This window comes from Streptomyces beigongshangae (assembly GCF_019710745.1).
Taxonomy (GTDB): Bacteria; Actinomycetota; Actinomycetes; order Streptomycetales; family Streptomycetaceae; genus Streptomyces; species Streptomyces beigongshangae.
Map to the genome: position 1 here is coordinate 1 of NZ_JAHKJW010000057.1, position 18,330 is coordinate 18,330.

The 18,330-nt window shown below is 70.0% G+C and carries 17 protein-coding genes and 1 pseudogene; 6 read left to right on the forward strand and 12 right to left on the reverse strand.

Annotated features, from left to right (window positions below; genetic code table 11):
- A pseudogene (locus KM933_RS31525) lies at positions 1-249 on the forward strand (hypothetical protein); the annotation flags it as partial.
- Between the two features lie 93 nt (positions 250-342).
- Here the strand turns inward: KM933_RS31525 and KM933_RS31530 are convergent.
- The 3 genes from KM933_RS31530 to KM933_RS31540 all read right to left on the reverse strand — a co-directional run bounded on the left by KM933_RS31530 (position 343) and on the right by KM933_RS31540 (position 3,542).
- The gene (locus tag KM933_RS31530; RefSeq protein ID WP_221358697.1) at positions 343-894 is read right to left on the reverse strand and encodes a hypothetical protein; all 552 of its coding nucleotides are present in this window, start codon (positions 892-894) and stop codon (positions 343-345) included.
- Positions 895-1,201: 307 nt separating this feature from the next.
- On the reverse strand, positions 1,202-1,885 hold the full coding sequence (gene ung, locus KM933_RS31535) for a uracil-DNA glycosylase (protein ID WP_221358594.1): 684 nt from the start codon (positions 1,883-1,885) through the stop codon (positions 1,202-1,204).
- A gap of 79 nt (positions 1,886-1,964) precedes the next feature.
- The gene (locus tag KM933_RS31540; RefSeq protein ID WP_260334448.1) at positions 1,965-3,542 is read right to left on the reverse strand and encodes an ABC transporter substrate-binding protein; all 1,578 of its coding nucleotides are present in this window, start codon (positions 3,540-3,542) and stop codon (positions 1,965-1,967) included.
- On the opposite strand from KM933_RS31540, the gene KM933_RS39860 reads away from it, so the two are divergent.
- A complete protein-coding gene (locus tag KM933_RS39860) occupies positions 3,424-3,675 on the forward strand; it encodes a hypothetical protein (RefSeq protein ID WP_260334454.1) in 252 nt (83 codons plus the stop codon). The two genes, KM933_RS31540 and KM933_RS39860, sit on opposite strands and share 119 nt — an antisense overlap.
- A gap of 192 nt (positions 3,676-3,867) precedes the next feature.
- On the opposite strand, the gene KM933_RS31545 is transcribed toward KM933_RS39860, so the two are convergent.
- The 6 genes from KM933_RS31545 to KM933_RS31570 form a co-directional block, all read right to left on the reverse strand.
- Positions 3,868-4,626 carry an SDR family oxidoreductase gene (locus KM933_RS31545; protein ID WP_221358597.1) on the reverse strand — a complete coding sequence of 253 codons (759 nt, stop codon included), beginning with the start codon at positions 4,624-4,626 and terminating at the stop codon, positions 3,868-3,870.
- A 16-nt stretch (positions 4,627-4,642) separates the two neighbouring features.
- A complete protein-coding gene (gene fabG / locus KM933_RS31550) occupies positions 4,643-5,404 on the reverse strand; it encodes a 3-oxoacyl-ACP reductase FabG (RefSeq protein WP_221358599.1) in 762 nt (253 codons plus the stop codon).
- Between the two features lie 137 nt (positions 5,405-5,541).
- A complete protein-coding gene (locus KM933_RS31555) occupies positions 5,542-5,934 on the reverse strand; it encodes a DUF3037 domain-containing protein (RefSeq protein WP_221358601.1) in 393 nt (130 codons plus the stop codon).
- Positions 5,931-6,713: a HipA family kinase gene (locus KM933_RS31560; RefSeq protein WP_221358612.1), complete on the reverse strand. Its 783-nt coding sequence runs from the start codon at positions 6,711-6,713 to the stop codon at positions 5,931-5,933. The genes KM933_RS31555 and KM933_RS31560 overlap by 4 nt, the downstream gene beginning before the upstream one ends.
- A 539-nt stretch (positions 6,714-7,252) precedes the next feature.
- Positions 7,253-8,431, reverse strand: a complete 1,179-nt coding sequence (locus KM933_RS31565) for a Cmx/CmrA family chloramphenicol efflux MFS transporter (protein WP_221358614.1) — start codon at positions 8,429-8,431, stop codon at positions 7,253-7,255.
- 306 nt (positions 8,432-8,737) lie between these two features.
- Positions 8,738-9,160, reverse strand: coding sequence for a winged helix-turn-helix transcriptional regulator (locus KM933_RS31570; RefSeq protein ID WP_221358616.1), 423 nt, complete (start codon positions 9,158-9,160; stop codon positions 8,738-8,740).
- An 87-nt stretch (positions 9,161-9,247) separates the two neighbouring features.
- Between KM933_RS31570 and KM933_RS31575 the strand changes: the two genes are divergently transcribed.
- Positions 9,248-10,063 (forward strand): Rossmann-fold NAD(P)-binding domain-containing protein, encoded by an 816-nt coding sequence (locus KM933_RS31575; protein ID WP_221358618.1) that lies wholly within the window; start codon positions 9,248-9,250, stop codon positions 10,061-10,063.
- Positions 10,064-10,329: 266 nt separating this feature from the next.
- On the opposite strand, the gene KM933_RS31580 is transcribed toward KM933_RS31575, so the two are convergent.
- Complete coding sequence (locus KM933_RS31580) at positions 10,330-11,136, reverse strand: hypothetical protein (RefSeq protein ID WP_221358619.1); 807 nt, start codon at positions 11,134-11,136, stop codon at positions 10,330-10,332.
- Positions 11,133-11,768, reverse strand: a complete 636-nt coding sequence (locus KM933_RS31585; protein ID WP_308013604.1) for an ABC transporter ATP-binding protein — start codon at positions 11,766-11,768, stop codon at positions 11,133-11,135. The genes KM933_RS31580 and KM933_RS31585 overlap by 4 nt, the downstream gene beginning before the upstream one ends.
- A gap of 289 nt (positions 11,769-12,057) precedes the next feature.
- Between KM933_RS31585 and KM933_RS31590 the strand changes: the two genes are divergently transcribed.
- Positions 12,058-13,281 (forward strand): flavin-containing monooxygenase, encoded by a 1,224-nt coding sequence (locus KM933_RS31590; RefSeq protein WP_221358621.1) that lies wholly within the window; start codon positions 12,058-12,060, stop codon positions 13,279-13,281.
- Between the two features lie 202 nt (positions 13,282-13,483).
- On the opposite strand, the gene KM933_RS31595 is transcribed toward KM933_RS31590, so the two are convergent.
- Positions 13,484-14,602, reverse strand: a complete 1,119-nt coding sequence (locus tag KM933_RS31595) for a hypothetical protein (RefSeq protein ID WP_221358623.1) — start codon at positions 14,600-14,602, stop codon at positions 13,484-13,486.
- A 667-nt stretch (positions 14,603-15,269) separates the two neighbouring features.
- On the opposite strand from KM933_RS31595, the gene KM933_RS31600 reads away from it, so the two are divergent.
- Complete coding sequence (locus tag KM933_RS31600; protein WP_221358625.1) at positions 15,270-17,567, forward strand: molybdopterin-dependent oxidoreductase; 2,298 nt, start codon at positions 15,270-15,272, stop codon at positions 17,565-17,567.
- 132 nt (positions 17,568-17,699) lie between these two features.
- Positions 17,700-18,251 (forward strand): EF-hand domain-containing protein, encoded by a 552-nt coding sequence (locus KM933_RS31605; protein WP_221358627.1) that lies wholly within the window; start codon positions 17,700-17,702, stop codon positions 18,249-18,251.
- Positions 18,252-18,330: the final 79 nt, after the last annotated feature.

Sequence of the window (18,330 nt, forward strand, 5' to 3'; positions counted from 1 at the left end):
CCCGTCCGCACTGCCCCGGCCGGCCCCGCCGCGGTCCCGGCGCCACCGTCGCCGCGGCGGCGCGCCACCGTCGCCGAGCCGCCCCGGCGGCCGGAGCCGCGGTGGTCGTCCCGACTGCCTTCCGTCCCGCGATCGTCCACGTCCGTGCCGCAGCCGGACATGGACGTGTGCGCGCTCGGCCGGACCTACGGAGGCTGGAAGGCGGACAGCCCGGAGGCAGCCCTCTGCGAGGACGTCTACGGCCGTTGACATTCAGCTGACGTTCAAGGGGCGTCCAGGAGGCGTCCGAGGGACCTCCGTGGACTCACGGCCGCCGGTCCCCCGGGGCCGGTCCTCCGACCGCTAGGGCTGCCGGCGCGGCGGCCCCAGCGTCTCCCCTCCCGGTCCGCTCCCCCGCTCCGGTGCGGGTTCGGGTGCTCCGCCCGGTCCCTCCCGGTCCAGCCGTGACTGCAGGTGGCCGATACCGGCCCGGATGCCGTCGCCGTAGGCGCCGTCGCCGAGTGCGTCCACGCTGTTCCGCGCCACCCCCAGATGGCCCCGGGCCGCCTCGCGACGGCCGAGCTTCGCGTAGTCCGCGGCGAGGTTCAGGTGCAGGGACGGGTAGAAGGCCCGTACCGCGAGGGACCGGGGGTGCTGGTGGTGCTGGTAGTGCTGGTGGTGTTCCATGGCCTGCGCGTCCGTGAGCTCGTTCGCCGCCGACAGGGCCCGCAGGTCCCAGGCGAGTTCGTCCGAGGGGTCGTCCTGCGCGTCGGCCATGAAGTGGGCGAGCGTGCAGCGGTGGAGCGCGTCGCCCTCCTCGCCGAGCTCCGCCCACAGGTCCAGGAAGCGGCTCCGGGCCTCCTCGCGGTCACCGCCGTGGAGGAGCATGACGGCCTGCCCGATCCTGGTCGTCATCGTGTCCGCCGCCGGCTCCTGCTGCTCCGCCACCGCGTCGTCCTCCACCCGCTCGTCCGCCGACCGACGCGCCCGCGCGCCCACGCGTGCCGCTGCCGCCTGCCGTTATCGATTGCCGATTGCCGCCTGCCCCGACGCTAACGGCAGGCAGCGGCAATCGGTCTCAGGCGGCCCCGCACGCCACTGCGCCACCCCGGTGACGGACCGGGCCCGCCACCCGGGCGGACCGGCCCCGGCCCGGGGTGCCACGGCCGGCACCACCCCCGATGCCGTCGGCCGTGACGACGCGGGCGTCTGCCGCCGGTCGTCAGCCGAGGTCGGGGATCCGCCAGTCGATCGGCTCGTGCCCCTGCTCGGCGACCGCCTCGTTGATCTGCGTGAAGGGACGCGAGCCGAAGAACTTCTTCGCGGACAGCGGCGAGGGGTGCGCGCCCTTCACCACGATGTGCCGCTCCTCGTCGATGAGCGGGAGCTTCTTCTGCGCGTAGTTGCCCCACAGGACGAAGACCGCCGGGTCGGGCCGGTCGGCCACGGCCCGGATCACCGCGTCCGTGAACTTCTCCCAGCCCTTGCCCTTGTGCGAGTTGGCCTCGCCGGCGCGGACCGTCAGCACCGCGTTGAGCAGCAGGACGCCCTGTTCGGCCCACGGCATCAGATAGCCGTTGTCCGGCACGGGGTGGCCGAGCTCCTCCTTCATCTCCTTGTAGATGTTGCGCAGGGAGGGCGGCGTCCTCACACCGGGCCGGACCGAGAAGCACAGGCCGTGGCCCTGGCCCTCGCCGTGGTACGGGTCCTGGCCGAGGACGAGCACTTTCACCCGCTCGTACGGAGTCGCGTCGAGCGCGGCGAAGACCTCGTCGCGGGGCGGGTACACGGGCCCCTTCGCGCGCTCCTCCTCGACGAACTCGGTGAGCTCCTTGAAGTAGGGCTTCCGCAGCTCTTCGCCCAGAACGCCGCGCCAGGACTCGGGCAGCATGGCGGTGTCGGTCACGTGAACTTCCTTAGATGTGCGGTCGTCTCCGGTGCACAGAACCTACCGCCGCCCACTGACAACCGGACTCTCCACGCCACTACCAGCTGGTCTTACGGTCCAGCTCCCACACCATCATGATCGTCGACGGATCGATGGAGCGCTCGATGCCGGAGATCTCCTCGCTGGCGGCGACGTACTGCTTGCCCTGCCACAGCGGCAGCAGCCGCACGTCGTCCACCAGGATGTCCTGGGCCTTCTCGAACTGCTCGACGACGTCCCCCCGGTCGCTCTCACGGCGCGACTCGGGCAGCAGCACGTCCGTGATCCGGGGAGACCTGTACGGCGTACCGAGGGCGTTCCGCTCGCCCACGAACGGTGCGATGAAGTTCTCGGCGTCCGGGAAGTCGGGGAACCAGCCGCGGCCGAACACGGGGTACTCGCCCTTGCGGTAGCCCGCCTCGTACGTCTTCCAAGGGCGGCCCTTGACGGTGACGCTGAACAGGCCGGTCTCGTTGAGCTGGCGCCTGAGCTCCTCGAACTCCGGCTTGGTCGTGGAGCCGTACCGGTCCGTCGTGTACCAGAGGGTGAGCGGCACGCGTTCGGCGATGCCCGCCTCCAGGAGGATCTGCCGCGCCTTGGAGGTGCTGGGGCTGCCGTAGTCGTCGAAGAAACCCGTGGTGTGGCCGGCCAGCCCGCGCGGGACCATCGAGTACAGCGGCTCCACGGTGTCCCGGTAGACGTGGTGCGCGATGGCCGGACGGTCGACGATCTGCGCGACGGCCTTGCGGACCGCGGCCTTGCGGGCCCAGGGGTCCTTCGGGTTGAAGACCAGGTAGCGGATCTCCGTGCCCACGCCCTCCACCAGCTGGATCTCGTCCCTGCCGCGCCGTTCCTCGAAGCCGACGACGTCCTTCGCGGCGAGTCCCCGCAGGGTGACGTCGATCTTCCCGTCCCTGAGCGCCGCGGCCATGCCGTCCGAGTCCTGGAAGTACCGGATGGTGACGGAGCCGTTCTTGCGGTCGGCGAAGCCCTTGTACTCGTCGTTGCGGACGAGCCGGGCCTCCTGCCCCTCCTCGTAGGAGTCCAGGCCGTACGGCCCCGATCCGGTGACCTTTCCGTCCTCACGCAGGGCGTCGGCCGGGTACTCCTCGGGGTCGACGATCGACATGGCCGGTGTGGCCAGCACGAACGGGAAGGTGGCGTCGGGCTTGTTGAGGCGGAAGACCACCTCGCGCTCGCCCTTCGCCTCCACCCGTTCCAGGCTGCCGAGCAGGCCGGCGGGGCCGCCGTCCACGGCGATCTTCCGGATGCGGTCGATGGAGTGCTTCACGGCCCCGGCGTCGAGTTCGTGCCCGTCCGAGAAGGACATGCCCTCGCGCAGCGTGCAGCTGTACGTACGGTTCGAGTCGTCGGTGAAACGGCAGCTCTCGGCGGCGTCGGGCTCGGGCGCGGACGCTCCGGCGGGGTAGCTGAGCAGGGTCTGGTAGATGTTGCGGAACAGTTCCCAGGAGCCGTCCCACGACGCGGCGGGGTCCAGGGTGCTGGGTGCGCTGGTCGTGCCCACGACGATCGGGCCGTCCTCCTCGGACGCGTCCGCGGAGAACACCCCGCATCCCGTCACCAGCGATATGGACGCGATCGCCGACAAGTTCCGCAGAGACCGGTTCCGCTTCAACACGCGCACGCTCCTCGATGAGCCCCGCCAAGGTGGGCAGGACCATATCGCAGCGCCCCGCCGGTCGAGCTGTCCCGACGGCGGGGCGTTTGACGTGCGTGAACATCATCTGTTCGTTTTTTTTCGGCTCTGACACTGTTGTTTGGAATCTGTGCGGAGCATATCCATCAACCATATGAATTGTCCGAACGGGAATCCCGTGTACGACACAGTGTTCAAAAGACCGAATTCGTTGCCGGAGCGCAGTATTCCGGAGTCGGGAGCGGGGCCGGGACCTGGATCGGGCCGGAGCCGGGGCCGAGGTCGAGGCCGGGGCCGGGGCCGTTCAGGACACCCCGGCGTTGAGGAAGATGCCACCGTCGACCACGAGCGTCTGCCCGGTGATCCAGTCCGACTGCTCCGAGGTGAGGAAGGCGGCGGTGCCCCCGATGTCCGACGGCACACCGAGCCTGCCGAGCGGGTAGGACGCGGCCGCCTCGGCCTCCCGGCCCTCGTACAGGGCCTGCGCGAACTTGGTCTTGACCACGGCGGGGGCGATCGCGTTGACCCGCACCACGGGCGCGAACTCGTGCGCCAGCTGCAGGGTCAGGTTGATCATGGCCGCCTTGCTCATCCCGTACGCCCCGATGAACGGCGAGGCCGAGACGCCCGCGAGGGAGGCGATGTTGACGATCGCGCCGCCGTTCGCGCTCTGCCACGCCTTCCACGTCCGCTGGGCGAAGCCGAGTGCGGAGACGACGTTGGTCTCGAAGACCTTCCGCGCCACGTTGAGGTCCAGGTCGGCCATCGGCCCGAACACCGGGTTCGTGCCGGCGTTGTTGACCAGGAAGTCGACGCGGCCGAACGCCTCCATGGTGCGCTCGACCGCGACGGCCTGGTGGGCCTCGTCGTGGGCCTTGCCGGCGACCCCGATGACGCGGTCGGCACCGAGCCGTTCGACGGCCTCCTTGAGCGCGTCCTCGTTGCGGCCGGTGATGCACACCCGGTCGCCGCGGGCGAGCAGCGCCTCGGCGACGCCGTAGCCGATGCCTCGGCTGGCGCCGGTGACGAGGGCCACCTTGCCCGAGAGTTCCACAGTGGTCATGTTCCTGTCCCCAGTCCTAGTCGAGCGGTCCGCCGGCCACGTACAGCACCTGGCCGGAGACGAATCCGGCGGCGTCGCCGGTGAAGAAGGCGATCGCGTTGGCGATGTCGTCCGGGTTGCCGACGCGCTGGACCGGGATCTGGGTGGCGGCCGCGGCCTGGAACTCCTCGAAACCCATGCCGACCCGCTCGGCGGTGGCGGCGGTCATGTCGGTCACGACGAAGCCGGGCGCCACGGCGTTCGCGGTGACACCGAACTTGCCGAGCTCGAAGGCGAGGGTCTTGGTGAAGCCCTGGAGACCGGCCTTGGCGGCGCTGTAGTTGGCCTGGCCGCGGTTGCCGAGCGCCGAGGACGAGGAGAGGTTGACGACCCGGCCGAACTTGGCCTCCACCATGTACTTCTGGACGGCGCGCGTCATCAGGAAGGAGCCGCGCAGGTGCACGTTCAGGACCGTGTCCCAGTCGGACGCGCTCATCTTGAACAGCAGGTTGTCGCGGAGCACGCCCGCGTTGTTCACCAGGATCGTCGGCGCCCCGAGCTCCTGGGCGACGCGCGCCACGGCGGCCTCGACCTGCGCCTCGTCGGAGACGTCGCAGCCCACCGCGAGCGCCCTGCCGCCGGCGGCGGTGATCTTCTCCACGGTGTCCTTGCACGCGTCCTCGTCGAGGTCGATCACCGCGACGGCGCGGCCCTCCGCGGCCAGTCGTACGGCGGTCGCGGCGCCGATGCCGCGCGCTGCGCCGGTGACCACGGCGACACGCTGCTCAGTGGTGGACATTGCTGGTTCTCCTCGCCCTCGGGGAAGTCCTGGAACGGTACGCCCCACAGGTGAGCGACCGCTTAGTACCTTCAGCAGACGAGACGCTAGAAGCCTTGGCACCCAGTGTCAACGGCAGATCGCGCCCATGTGATCCATTACCTGACCAGCAGGTCGAGCAGCCGCCCCGGCTCGGCCGCGGGATCCGCGGTGAGACCGGTGTGCACCGGCCCCGGCTGCACGACCGTGGAGCGGGGCGCGATCAGCCAGCGGAAGCGCCGCCCGGCGTCGTCGCCCGCGGCCTGTCCGGCCGCCGCACCCCCGGCGCAGACGCCCTCGACGGCCCGCAGGGCCGCCCGCACGCCCGCCGCGTCCGCCGCCGGGTCGAGGGCGCGCAGCTTGGCCTCGTCGAGATGGGTGCGGGCGGCCACGAAGGAGTGCGCGCGGCAGTACACGAGCACGCCGGCGTTGAAGTACTCGCCCCGCTCGACACGCGGTACGACGCGCAGCACCGCGTACTCGTAGACGACGCGGCCGTCATTCCCGTTCACTTCGCCCCCTCCTCGGCACCCCGGCCGTCCTGGACGCGGATGCGCTCGTGGACGGTGGCGGCCCGGGCCAGGAGCGGCTCCGCGTACGCGCGTCGCAGCGCGTCGGCCGACTCGAACCCCGGCTCGTCCCGCAGCCACTCCTCCGGGATCGCGGCGGTCACCTCGGCGAGCAGTTCCGGCGTGACACGCGGGCCCAGCTCCGCCGCGGCGGAGCGGACGTCGGGAGCGAAGGGGGCGAGCGCGTGGTCGGACGCGTCGTACGGCCTGGCCGCCGAGGCCCGCGCGCCGGGCCAGTTGTGGTGCCAGATCATGGTGGCACCGTGGTCGATGAGCCACAGGTCGCCGTCGTGGACCAGCATGTTGGGGTTCCGCCACGACCGGTCGACGTTGTTGACCAGCGCGTCGAACCAGACGACCCGCCCGGCCTCCTCCGGGCTCACCCGGTGCGCGAGGGAGTCGAATCCGATCGCCCGGGAGAGGAAGTCCATCCCGAGATTCAGCCCGCCGCTCGACTTGAGCAACTCCTGCACCTCCTGGTCCGGTTCGCCGAGCCCGATGACCGGGTCGAGCCCGATGACGGCCAGCCCCGGCACCCGCAGGCCCAGGCGACGGGCGAGTTCACCGCAGACGACCTCCGCGACCAGGGTCTTGCGCCCTTGCCCCGCGCCGGTGAACTTCATGACGTACGTCCCGAGGTCGTCGCCCTCGACGAGCCCAGGCAGCGAGCCACCCTCGCGCAAGGGCGTGATGTATCGGGTCGCGGTGACCTCTCTCAGCATTTTCTCAGGCCACCCATCTATGTAACCTTACAATCCATGGCCACCTCCGAATGGTAGCCACGGTGGAAATCGCCCGTCAGCAGCCCCGGGCAGAATCCGGGGAGTTTCGACCGCTGCGCAGCTCCCCCGCTTCCCGAGCAATCCGTCGATGGCGGTTCGCTCCCCGCTGCCTGCTTCCGGCCTCCGGACCCCGGACTCCGGCATGAAGTGAGCATAGTAACCGAGAGTGATCGCGGGCGAGGAGTGCCCCAGCCACCGCGCCAGGGTCACGACGGACTCCCCGGCCTCCGGCATGAGCGAGGCGTAGATGTGCGGCAGCACATGGAAGCCGTCCCTCGGAGCCGCCGCCCATTGCCTACGTTCTCCCCCCTCGGCGCGCGGGGGAATGACACCGGCCTTGGCCGATGCGGGCTTCCAGGTGCAGGTGTTCCAGGTGTAGGTGTTCCATTTGATTGCCTGGACTTGGCGGCGGACATGGCTCACGTCTCTTGCGTGGCCGATGTCCGCCGGGCTCAACTAGAACACCTCACCCGCATGTGTCACCGGAGCGCCTCGGTCCTTTGGTCGGCCGTGAGGGAGGCGAAGAGGGAGAACGCGATGAGCAGTGCGACCGCGACGAGGAGCCCGCTCACCCAGAGTGGCCCAAGGTCCCCGGCTTCGGTGCTGAGAGTGGACGCAGCGATGACGGGGCCGGTGGCGGCGCCCACGTTGAGCGCCGCGGTCGCATACGAGCCGGCCATCGTGGGGGCTCCCGCGGCCTCGTAGAGGACCCGCGTGATCAGCGTGCTGCCCAGGGCGAACGACAGTGCGCCCTGCACGAACACGAGGATGAACAGGGCGACCGGCTTGTGCGCCAGCAGCGCCAGGACCGGCCAGCCGACGAGCAGCAACGGACCGCCGACCGCGACGACCTGACCGGGATGCCGGTCGGACAGCCGGCCGGCGACGATGACGCCCACGCAGGAACCGGCGCCGAAGAGCACCAGGGCGACAGAGATCCACAACTCGCCCAGCCCTGCGCTGTCGGTCACCACAGGGGCCAGGAAGGTGAGGCTTGCGAAGGTCGCCGCATTCACCAGCGCGCCGAGCAGCATCACCAGAATCAACCGCGCCCGCGTGAGGTGGGCGAGCTCCGCGCGCAACGCCGGCCTGCCGGTTGCCTCCTCCTCATCCCGTCCTGCGGGGATTCCTTTCAGAATGCCAAGAGCCGCAGGCAGGCAGAGAGCGGCGACAGCCCAGAAGGTGGCCTGCCAGCCGAGCAACGTGCCGAGCACCGAACCACCGGGGACACCGGCGATCGTGGCCACCGTCGTGCCTGACAGCAGCACGGCCAGCGCACGTCCCTTCCTGTCGGGCGAAACCAGCGCGGCCGCAGCCGTCAGAGCGACGGCAAGGAACCCTGCGTTCGCGAGCGCGGCGACGACCCGGGTGGCGAACAGGACGGGGAAGCTCGTGGTGACGGCTCCCACGACGTGGGCTGCCGCGAAGACGAAGAGGAATCCGACAAGGCTGGAGCGCCTGGGCCGGTTACGGGCGAGTGCGGCCACAAGAGGGGCACCGACGATCATGCCGACTGCGAAGGCCGAGGTGAGCGTTCCAGTCGTCCCGACTGTGACATCGAGGTCCGAGGCGATGTCCGGCAAGAGACCGGCGAGCATGAATTCCGAGGTGCCCATGGCGAAAACCGCCATGGCGAGCAGGTACAGCGGGAGAGGCATCAAGTGGCTCCGAGGTGAGGACAAGCACGAGAAGGTCATCTCGTCACCGCGGCCAGCCCCAAGGGCACCCTCGTCCAGCCGCGGAACGCGGCGCGACGACAGGGCTATGAGCTCAGTGGTTCAGGGGGCTGACGGCGTGACCGAAAGCCCCCACCTTGTCCGACTCAGGACTCGACATGGCCCGCACGTTACCCGACCGATGCCCGTCGGAGCATCCTGGTTTCACCGGCATCGGCCCGTGTCACCGACGTCATGTCCCGCAACACCTGGCCGTTGCGGGTCGGGAGGTGGACGACGTCTCGCTGATCAGCGGATCTCGTTGTCGGGGTGCTCGCTGTCGTAGGTCTCACGGGCGCGGGCGATGTGGGCCCGGTGTTCGAGCGACCAGTCGGCGAGTGCCTTGACGAGGTGGGTCAGGCTCGCGCCCGTCCCGGTGAGCCGGTAGTCGACCTGGGCCGGCACGGTCGGATACACGGTCCGAAGGACCAGACCGTCTCGCTCCAGCCGGCGCACCGTAAGGGTCAGCATGCGCTGGGAGATCCCCTCGACGGCGCGCTGAAGCTGCCGGAAGCGCCGCGGACCGCTGGCGAGTTCGACGATGACGAGGACCGACCACTTGTCGCCGACCCGGTCGAGGACGTCGCGGATCCCGCAGTCGGGGTGGTCCTGCTGTCCGCAGGGTTCGAGTGCAGCGGGTCCAGCGGTTACCCCGGTGTGCGTCACTGACACGAAACTGCCTCCTTGTGGGCCGACCTGGGCCGGTCGAAGATCTCACCGTAGTTACTGAAGAGAACCACGGCAGGAGACGGAACCACAATGATCATGGTGACCGGCGCGAACGGACAGCTCGCCTCCCTCACGCTCCAGGAACTGGCCGAGCGCCGCACACCCGCCCTGGGCGGCACTCGGTCGCCCGCAGGAGGGCAACGGCGACTCGACTTCGACGACACCACGAGCCTCGACCTCACCGGCGTCTCCGTACTGGTCCTCGTCTCGGCCGGATACGCCGAGGACGACCGGGTCATCGCCCGCCACCAGGCGGCCCTGGACGCCGCGGTGCGCGATGGCGTGAGCCACGTGGTCTACACCAGCCTGACCGGCGACGGCGACCACCTCGGCTTCGCGCTCGCCCATCGCGCCACCGAGCAGCTGATCAAAGCCAGCGGACTCGGGTGGACGGTCCTGCGCAACGGGCTCTACGCCGAACTCTTCGGGGCGCTTTTGACCTGGACGGACGACGGCGTGGAATCGGCGTTCGGCGCCGGGGCGCTCGCCGCTGTGGCGCGGGCGGACCTGGCGGCGGCCGCAGCCGTCGTGGCCGGCGATCCGGCCGCGCACGCCGGCCGGACCTACGACCTGGTCGGCGAACCGATCACCGCCGCCGGCGTCGCCGGATCCCTGGGGGTCGCGCACCGGACCCTTGCACTGGAGGAGTACCGGGCCCGGCTCCTGGCCGACGACACGCTGCTGCCGTTCCAGCCGCCGATGCTCGCCTCGATCGCGACCGGCGTTCGCCACGGGTTCCTCGGTACCACCGGCCCCGACCTCGCCCGCCTGCTCGGCCGACCACTCACCGACCCGCTCACCGTCGCCACGCACACCGCGGCCATGATGCGCCGCGAGGCCGTCTGACACGGACAGCGCGTGGGCAGTCGCAAGCCGTCCCGGACAGGGCAGGGCAGGGCTGCCACGGCGTACGGCAGGTCCCTGCGGAACTCGCGGGTACCGGCGTCGTGATGTCCGAATCGGCTCCGGCGTACGGCCGTCGTCTTCGACTGCGGACTCGGCACGGCACGGCACGGCACGGCACGGCACGGCACCGGCCTGAACCACGCTACGCACACCGGTGATGGGACAGCCTCTCGACCGGCGACGAGGACCCGTGGGAAAGACCGTGATCACCTTGTCCGGACTCTCGCTCTGCGGGACCACCGGGAGCGGGACCACCGGGAGAGGAAAGGGCGTTGGGTGTGGAGGACGAGCAGTGCCAGGGCGCCGGTCGCTGCGGACCAGGTGAGGGAGAGCAGGCCGTGGGACCAGGGGATGTGTGGGGTGAGGACTGAACCCAGCGCCAGCTGGTTCACGCCGTACAGAGGAAGCGCGGACACGCCCGCCACGTCCATGAGCGTGTTGAAGACGGGATTCTGCAGGCCGGTGTCGACCAGGCTGAGCATGATGATGAGGAAGAAGCCCTCCAACTCGCCGCGGACCAGGGAGCCGAGCAGAAGGCCGATGCCGCCGTAGGCGAGGCCGGCGCCCGCAAGGGCCAGTACCAGGGGTGCGGTGTGGCGTACGGGCAGGGAGATCCACAGCAGGATCGTGGTGTAGAGGGCCAGCAGGGTGGCCGTGAGGGCGACGGCGGCAAGTTTGGCCAGCAGTATCGGAAGCCGGGGATAACCGGCCAGCAGCAGACGGCGGTCCATCTCCCGTGATTGGAAGGTCTCGGTGAAGGCGACGAAACCGGCCACCATGGTGATGGCGCCCAGCGCGCTGGCCACCTGGCCGGCCTGGCTGGCCGGAGCGGAGACGGGGACGCTGATGGCGTCCAGCCGGATGCTCACCACTTGGTCGGAGGTGCACAGGCGTGCCACGACGATCCAGACGGGGATGAACGCGATCGCCAGAGCCAGGGCCAGCCGGTTGCGCAGGTGGCCCAGCAGAGTGCAGCGCAGCAGTTCGGTGAATGCCGTCCAGGAGGGCCTCATCGGTCGGTCCCCTCGAAGTGCAGACGACCTTGGCGCAGGTGAGCGATCACGTCGAAGTGGTGCAGGTCGTGCAGCAGGTGGGAGACCACGATGATCGACCGGCCCTGATCTCGCAGGTCGGCGGCCAGGTTCCAGAACCGCTGGTGGGTGTCCCGGTCGAAGCCCTGGTAGGGCTCGTCCAGGACCAGCAACTGCGGATCGTGCATGAGAGCGATCAGCAGGTTCAGCTTCTGTCGCGTTCCTCCGCTGAGCTCGCCGACCTGCTGTCGCCGGCAGCCGGTCAGCGCCAGCAACTCCATCAGCTCGTCGGCGCGCTCCAGTGTCGGCAGCCGGTAGGCCATCTGGAACAACCGCAGATGCTGTCCGACGGTGAACGCGTCGTTCAGTACCGCCCGTTGCGGGCAGTACCCCACCGTCCCGGTCCGTGTCACCGTTCCGCGGTCGGGTGCGAGGTGTCCCACGGCGATCTCCAGCAGAGTGCTCTTCCCCGCCCCGTTCTCGCCGACGACTCCCACCAGCGTCCCGGCGGACACATCAAGATCCGCATCGTGCAGGACCTGCCTGCCGCCGTATCCCTTGCGGACTCCGCTGATCCGCAGCCGTGACCGGTGTGGCCGGGAAGGTGTCGTCACTGCCTGCACATGAGCCCCTCGAAGGATCGGTCTGGACAGCGAGCCGGTCCGGAGAAGCCCGGCCACAGCGACCAGGGCCGCGCAGGTTCAGGTCCCCTGGCCTGCCAGGCTCACGACCGCTCGGTCGCACCCTGCCCGGACAGCCCTGTCCTGGGGCGGACCGGTTCCCCGTGAGGTCGGCTGCCCGGTGTCCAACGACTCCGTACCGCCGGTGTAACGGTGGTCATCCGCTGTTCTCCACCCGTCAGTTGGGCGTGACGTGCGCCGCGGTGCGCCGTTGTAGGGGGCGATGCCCACGACACCAGAACGAGACCTCGGCGCTCCCACGATCGTGATCGGAGCCGGCCCCCACGGCCTGGCGGCCGCCGCGCTGCTGAACCGCTTCGGAGAACCGGCCGTGGTCCTGGAACGGTCGGACCGCGTGGGAGCGAGCTGGGCGCAGCGCTATGACCACCTGCGCCTGCATACCACTTCCGGCACATCGGGACTCCCCGGCCTGTCGGTGCCGCGCCAGGCGGGCCGGTGGGTGAGCCGGGACGACTACGTGCGCTACCTGCGGGGCTACGTCGCCCATCACCGGCTCGACGTCCGGGTGGCCACCCCGGTGCAGCGCGTCGTGCGGGCCGAACCAGGTTCGGAAGCACAGTGGCTGCTCCGTACTCCCGACGGCCCGGTGCCCGCTGGTGCGGTCGTGGTGGCCACCGGACGCTGCCACACCCCGAACATCCCCGACTGGCCCGGGCGTTCGACCTTCACCGGCACACTGCTGCACTCGGCCCACTACCGCTCTCCGCACCCCTACCGCGGGCAGCGCGTCCTGGTGGTCGGCGCCGGTAACAGCGGTACCGAGATCGCGAGCGTCCTGGCCGGAGCCGGAGCCGAGCGAGTACGGATCGCGGTCCGCACCCCACCCAACATCCTGCCCCGCTCCAGCGCACGCTGGCATGCGGCCGGCCGGCTGACGGAGACCCTCCCGCTCGCGTGGCGCGACCGCACCTCCCTGCTCACGCAACGTCTCGCGGTGCCCGACCTGACCTCTCGGGGGCTGCCGCGGCCCCGCACGGGTCTGTACACCCGCAACGCCCGCGAAGGGGTCAACCCGGTGCTCGACCACGGCTTCGTGGACGCCGTCCGCTCCGGGCAGGTCGAACCGGTCGCGGCCGTCCAGGCGTTCGACGGCCCCTACGTGATACTGGCCGACGGCACCCGGCTGCGACCCGACACGGTCATCGCCGCCACGGGGTACCGGCCCGACCTGCTCGACCTGGTCGGGTCCCTGGGCGTACTCGACGATGAGGGGCGGCCCCTCGCCGTGGGGGCGCAGGCCCATCCCGCGGCCCCGTGTCTCCACTTCGCCGGATACACCAATCCCCTCACGGGTGTCCTCCGGCAGGCGGGCATCGAGGCGCGTGCCATCGCCCACGCGCTCCGCCGCGAGAAGGCCCGGGCAACCCGTTTCACCCCCGGCTCGGCGACCGCACGGCCGACGCACGTTGACTCCCGCCGTGGATGAGCCAGTGCAGGCCCGGAGCTCTCGGGGGTGGGCGGTAGCAGCCGGTGAACGGCGACCGCCCGGACACGCGAAGCCGCTGCGCCGCTGACGCGGGTACCGGGCACCTTGCCACCGGTCACGGGTCGGCGAGGGCGATGGTGCGAGTGTGCGCCAGGCCACGCCCGGTACCGGCCGGTGGCGAGGTATGTCCCGTGCGACTTGATCAGCGGCTGGGCAGACGCGTGGCCCTGAGGCCGTCGAGGGGATACTCCTGGGGCAGGCGGGACGGGTCCCCCGGGACGGTGATCTGCACGGTGATGGGCCGAGAGCTGCCCGCGGCCAGGAACTGGTCGCTTTCGGCTTCCAGGTACGCCTTGCCGTCCTGGGCGATGACACGTACGCCGGACGCCTCGGCCTTCGCGCCCTTCAGCGAGGGCAGATCGAAGGAGATCCGGAACCTCCTGACGTCCTCGGCCTTGCCACTGCCCTTGCTGACGGCGGTGAGCGTGAGGTCGAAGCTGTACACCCTGCCCCGGGGATCGCCGCTCTCCCAGGCCCGGTTGAATTGCTTGGAGACGTCGATCTCGTCGTAACTGGGCGGGACGGGCAGGGGGGTGATGCGCCCGGCGCCGTTCATGATCTCCAGGGCGCCCACGGGTACCCTTCCCCGCCCGATGCGCTGCGAGTGGTCGGGAATCGTGGCCGTGGTCAAGTCGAGGTGGTTGACGTTGCCCGCGGAGTCGACCGCGTAGAAGTTGCCGTCCTGGTCGAAGAAGGTGGCCGAGTACGACTTGCGCGAGCCTGCTGCGGTGCTGGCTTCCGCCGGCGGGAAGACCCCCTTCTTGAGAACGGTCCTCATGGGCTGCCGGCCCGGGTCGACGAGCAGCAGGTCGCCGTTGTCGCCCTCCACCGAGATCAGCCGCCCGTCCTTGGGGTGGTAGGCGAAGTCGTCCCACCGGCCGCTTCCGGGTGCGTTGCGAGGCATGGCCTTCAGGGCCGCCACATCGATGGCGTAGCTGTGCACGTCGGGGTTGCTGACGACGAAGAGGGTCTTCCCGTCGGGATCCATGTCACCGTCGAACCAGGGCCCGCTCGGCAGCCCGTCGACGACCCGGTCCTTCAGGGTGCCCGTCGCCACGTCGATGGTGACGAGCTTGTTCCGGCCCACGGCCAGCAGCAGGGGCTCCTGGTCGTCGCCACGGTACTGCGCACCCATGGCGGTGTATCCGGGCTCGTAGGGCCGCACGTTCTCGACGACACGGGTGTCACCGTCGACGGGATCGAAGCGGTAGATGCGGGTGTTGATCCTGCCGACGGCGAGATACACCTTTCGGTGGGCCATGAAGGCGGACGTCCTTTCGCGAGGAGTTGGGGGAGCACTCATGGTTTGCGCACGTCCACCCGCCCCACAAGCACTCCTTGTGACCGTTCGAACACAACGAGCCACCACCGCACGGCGAGCCGCTGGGTCCTTCCGCCGACGGTCGGATCGCACGGGACCGCGTCCCCGTCTGCCCGCGCGGCAACATTCGAAGATCCTCCGGCGCGGGCTCCCCAGCCCGGTGTGCCGCCGGCCCCGGGCGCGCCGACCCGGGTCTTCCGGACGTACCGCCGGCCCGTGGAGCCGGAGTCGAGCGCGGAACCCGCAGGAAGGACACCGACCCACGGCGTGATGGAGGCCGTCGCCCCGTTGGCGGCAGCACGGCGGATTCGATGAGGCCGGCGCGCCCGCCCCGAGGTCTCAAAATGTCCGGGTCCACGGAATGCCGACTGCGCCTGTCGTCGAACGACCGTTTGACGACGCATGCTCCCTCGGGCGAGTCGACGCGGACGGTGCTTCTGTGCGGCCGTCGAAAGGCCCGGGCGCCTACAGGGGTCGGGAAGCGGGCCGCAGTGGGAGTCTGTGTCCTACGGCCCGTCAACTGACATGAAACCTCTGTGACATGAGTGGCCACTGTCCGGGAGCCGGGGAACCTCGCAGACGGAGTTGAGGCATCGTGGAACGACGCATGTCGGTCGCGACGCACTGGGGCAGTTTCGTCGCGGTGGTCGATTCCGGTCGGCTGGTGCGCATCGAGCCGAGGGAGGACGACCCCGCGCCGTCGCCCATCGGACCCGGAATGGTGACAGCCGCCGACGACAGCGCCCGCGTGTTGCGCCCCGCGGTGCGCAGGGGCTGGCTGAACGGCCTGCCGCGTGCGCGCGACACGGCCAGGGGCACGGACGCCTTCGTGGAGGTGAGCTGGGACGATGCGATCGACCTGGTGAGCGAGGAACTGCGCCGAGTGCGGTCACGGCACGGAGACGGCGCCGTGTTCGGCGGCTCCTACGGCTGGGCTAGTGCGGGCGCGTTCCACAACGCCCAGGGGCAACTCCACCGGTTCCTGGCGTTGGGCGGGGGATACACCGACTCCCGCAACACGTACAGCACCGCGGCTTTGGAGGTCGTTCTCCCCCATGTGATCGGCGGAGCTCCGTGGAGCTACCAGTCCCGGATGCCGATGTGGGACGCGATCGCCGAGAACTGTGAACTCGTGGTGGCGTTCGGAGGGCTGGCCCTCAAGAACAGCCAGATCAACCCCGGCGGACTGGCCAGACACCGAACACAGGACCTGCAGCGCCGGTGCCGGGCGGCCGGGGTGCGGTTCGTGAACGTCAGCCCCATCCGCAGCGACACCGCCGGCTTCCTCGACGCCGAGTGGCTGCCCGTCATCCCCAACACCGACACCGCCGCGATGCTCGGCATCGCACACACCATGCTGGTCAACGGCTGGCACGACGAGGACTTCCTCCGCCGTTGCTGCGTCGGGTTCGACCGCTTCGCCTCCTACCTGACCGGCGAATTCGACGGCGTCGCCAAGGATGCCGCCTGGGCGGCGAGGATCACGGGCACGAGCGGGGACACGCTCACCGAACTGGCTCGCCGCCTGTCCACGCGACGTTCGCTCATCATGGTCAACTACGCGATACAACGAGCGGACCACGGTGAACAGCCGATCTGGATGTCGGTCGTGCTGGCCGCCATGGCGGGCTCGATGGGGCGCCCCGGCTGCGGCTGGGGCGCGGGCTACGCGACGATGGACGCGACCGGCGTCGCCCCGGGCCGGCCCTCCGTGGCGTCGATCCCCCGAATTCCCAACCCTGTCGCGGATTTCATCCCCGTCGCACGGATCGCCGACACCCTGCTGCATCCGGGCAGGACCATCGACTACGACGGCCGGCGCCTGACCTTGCCCGAACTCCGCCTGATCTACTGGTGCGGAGGAAACCCGTTCCACCACCACCAAGATCTGCACCGCTTGACCCGTGCCTGGCAGGCCCCTGACACGGTGGTGGTTCACGAAGCCTGGTGGAACACCACGGCCAAGTTCGCCGACATCGTCCTTCCCGTGGCCACCAGCCTGGAGCGCGACGACTTCGCCGCCGGATTCTCCGACCCCCACCTCGTCGCGATGCCGAAAGTCCGTGAGCCGGCGGGCGAGTCACGCACCGACCACCACATCTTCACCACCCTGGCCTCCCGGCTCGGATACGAGTGCGAGTTCACTCAGTCACGCTCCGAGATCGAATGGGTCCGGCACCTCTACGAACGGACGAGGGCCGACCTCGGCGACGACGGGGCCCTGCCGGGCTTCGACGACTTCTGGCGAAGCTCCACGGCCGAGCTGCCGGCGCTGAGCGGCCCGTTCCCCGGCAGCTTCGAGGCGCTCCGCGCAGATCCGCGGCGTTTCCCCCTCACGACCCCGTCGGGCCGGATCGAGATCTTCTCCGAGGAGATCGACTCGTTCGGCTACGACGACTGCACCGGGCATCCGGCGTGGTTCGAACCAGTGGAGTGGCTCCGCGCCGGCCTCTCGGACCGGTTCCCGCTGCACTTGATCTCGAATCAGCCCGCCTCACGCCTGCACAGCCAGTACGACAACGGCGACCGCAGCCTCAAGTCGAAGATCCATGGCCGTGAGCCCGTGACGATCAATCCGCTGGACGCCGCATCCCGTGGCATCGAGAACGGCATGATCGTACGTATCCACAACGACCGCGGCAGCTGCCTGGCGGGCGCAGTCGTGTCGGACGACGTCATGCCGGGCGTCGTCCAACTGTCCACAGGAGCGTGGTGGGACCCCGCCCGGCCAGGCCGGAGCGGCACCTTGGACCGCCACGGCAATCCGAACACCCTTACGGCCGACCGAGGGTGCTCGCGCCTGTCCCAGGGGCCGAGCGCCCACAGTGCGCTCGTCGAGGTCGAGCTCCATGACGGCCCTCCTCCGGAGGTGCTCGCCTTCGCGCCACCCCACCTCGAACACTGACACGCAGCGCGCCTGCCCCTTCGGGCAGGCCCTTCCATGTTCGCCGTCGTCAAGCGCGCAACGAGCCGCCCCGGCCACCGGAGGCACCTCCCGTTTTGCGTTTGCGTAATCAGATGAATACCGTACGCAGCCATGACTGCACTTCAAGACCTCAAGTTCAGCCAGTGGTTCAGGGGCGCCGACGTCGACGGCGACGGGTTCATCACCCAGCAGGACGTCCGCGCGATGAGCGAGCGCTACATCGCCGCCCGGGACACCGCGCCGGACTCGGTGTCCGCCCGCCGGCTCATCGAGGGAATGGACGCGTTCTGGACGAATGTGATCGCCCCGATGGACCAGGACGGTGACGGGAAGGTCGATCTGCGGGAGATGACGGAGGGCTTCAGAAACGCCCTCACCGACCCCGCCCTCTATCCGCAGCAGATCGCGCCGGTCACCGACTGCTTCTTCGACCTCGTTGACCTCAACGCGGACGGCAGGATCGACCAGGCCGAGTTCCAGCAGATGTTCGACTCGGTCGCCGGTGTGCCCGGCGAGGACTGCGCCACGGTCTTCGCCGCTCTGGACAGGGACGGCTCCGGTGGGCTCGACCGCGCCGAGTTCCACCAGGCCCTCACCGAGTTCTTCTACGGCAACGACCCGGATGCTCCTGCCAACCACCTCTTCGGCAGGGTCACCGCCTGACAGCCCGGGATACGCCCCCGTCCACACCACGGCCGCGTGGGCGGGCGGCGTCGAGGCCCCGGGCCAGGCAGTCCCTGGC

What these genes read in the sequence shown, in the direction of transcription:
- KM933_RS31590 (WP_221358621.1), top strand. Translation starts at nt 12,058, where the DNA reads ATGCCCACGACACCAGAACGAGACCTCGGCGCTCCCACGATCGTGATC.
- KM933_RS31595 (WP_221358623.1), bottom strand. Translation starts at nt 14,602, where the DNA reads ATGGCCCACCGAAAGGTGTATCTCGCCGTCGGCAGGATCAACACCCGC.
- KM933_RS31580 (WP_221358619.1), bottom strand. Translation starts at nt 11,136, where the DNA reads ATGAGGCCCTCCTGGACGGCATTCACCGAACTGCTGCGCTGCACTCTG.
- KM933_RS31560 (WP_221358612.1), bottom strand. Translation starts at nt 6,713, where the DNA reads ATGCTGAGAGAGGTCACCGCGACCCGATACATCACGCCCTTGCGCGAG.
- KM933_RS31600 (WP_221358625.1), top strand. Translation starts at nt 15,270, where the DNA reads ATGTCGGTCGCGACGCACTGGGGCAGTTTCGTCGCGGTGGTCGATTCC.
- KM933_RS31530 (WP_221358697.1), bottom strand. Translation starts at nt 894, where the DNA reads ATGACGACCAGGATCGGGCAGGCCGTCATGCTCCTCCACGGCGGTGAC.
- KM933_RS31605 (WP_221358627.1), top strand. Translation starts at nt 17,700, where the DNA reads ATGACTGCACTTCAAGACCTCAAGTTCAGCCAGTGGTTCAGGGGCGCC.
- fabG (WP_221358599.1), bottom strand. Translation starts at nt 5,404, where the DNA reads ATGTCCACCACTGAGCAGCGTGTCGCCGTGGTCACCGGCGCAGCGCGC.
- KM933_RS31575 (WP_221358618.1), top strand. Translation starts at nt 9,248, where the DNA reads ATGATCATGGTGACCGGCGCGAACGGACAGCTCGCCTCCCTCACGCTC.
- KM933_RS31565 (WP_221358614.1), bottom strand. Translation starts at nt 8,431, where the DNA reads ATGCCTCTCCCGCTGTACCTGCTCGCCATGGCGGTTTTCGCCATGGGC.
- KM933_RS31545 (WP_221358597.1), bottom strand. Translation starts at nt 4,626, where the DNA reads ATGACCACTGTGGAACTCTCGGGCAAGGTGGCCCTCGTCACCGGCGCC.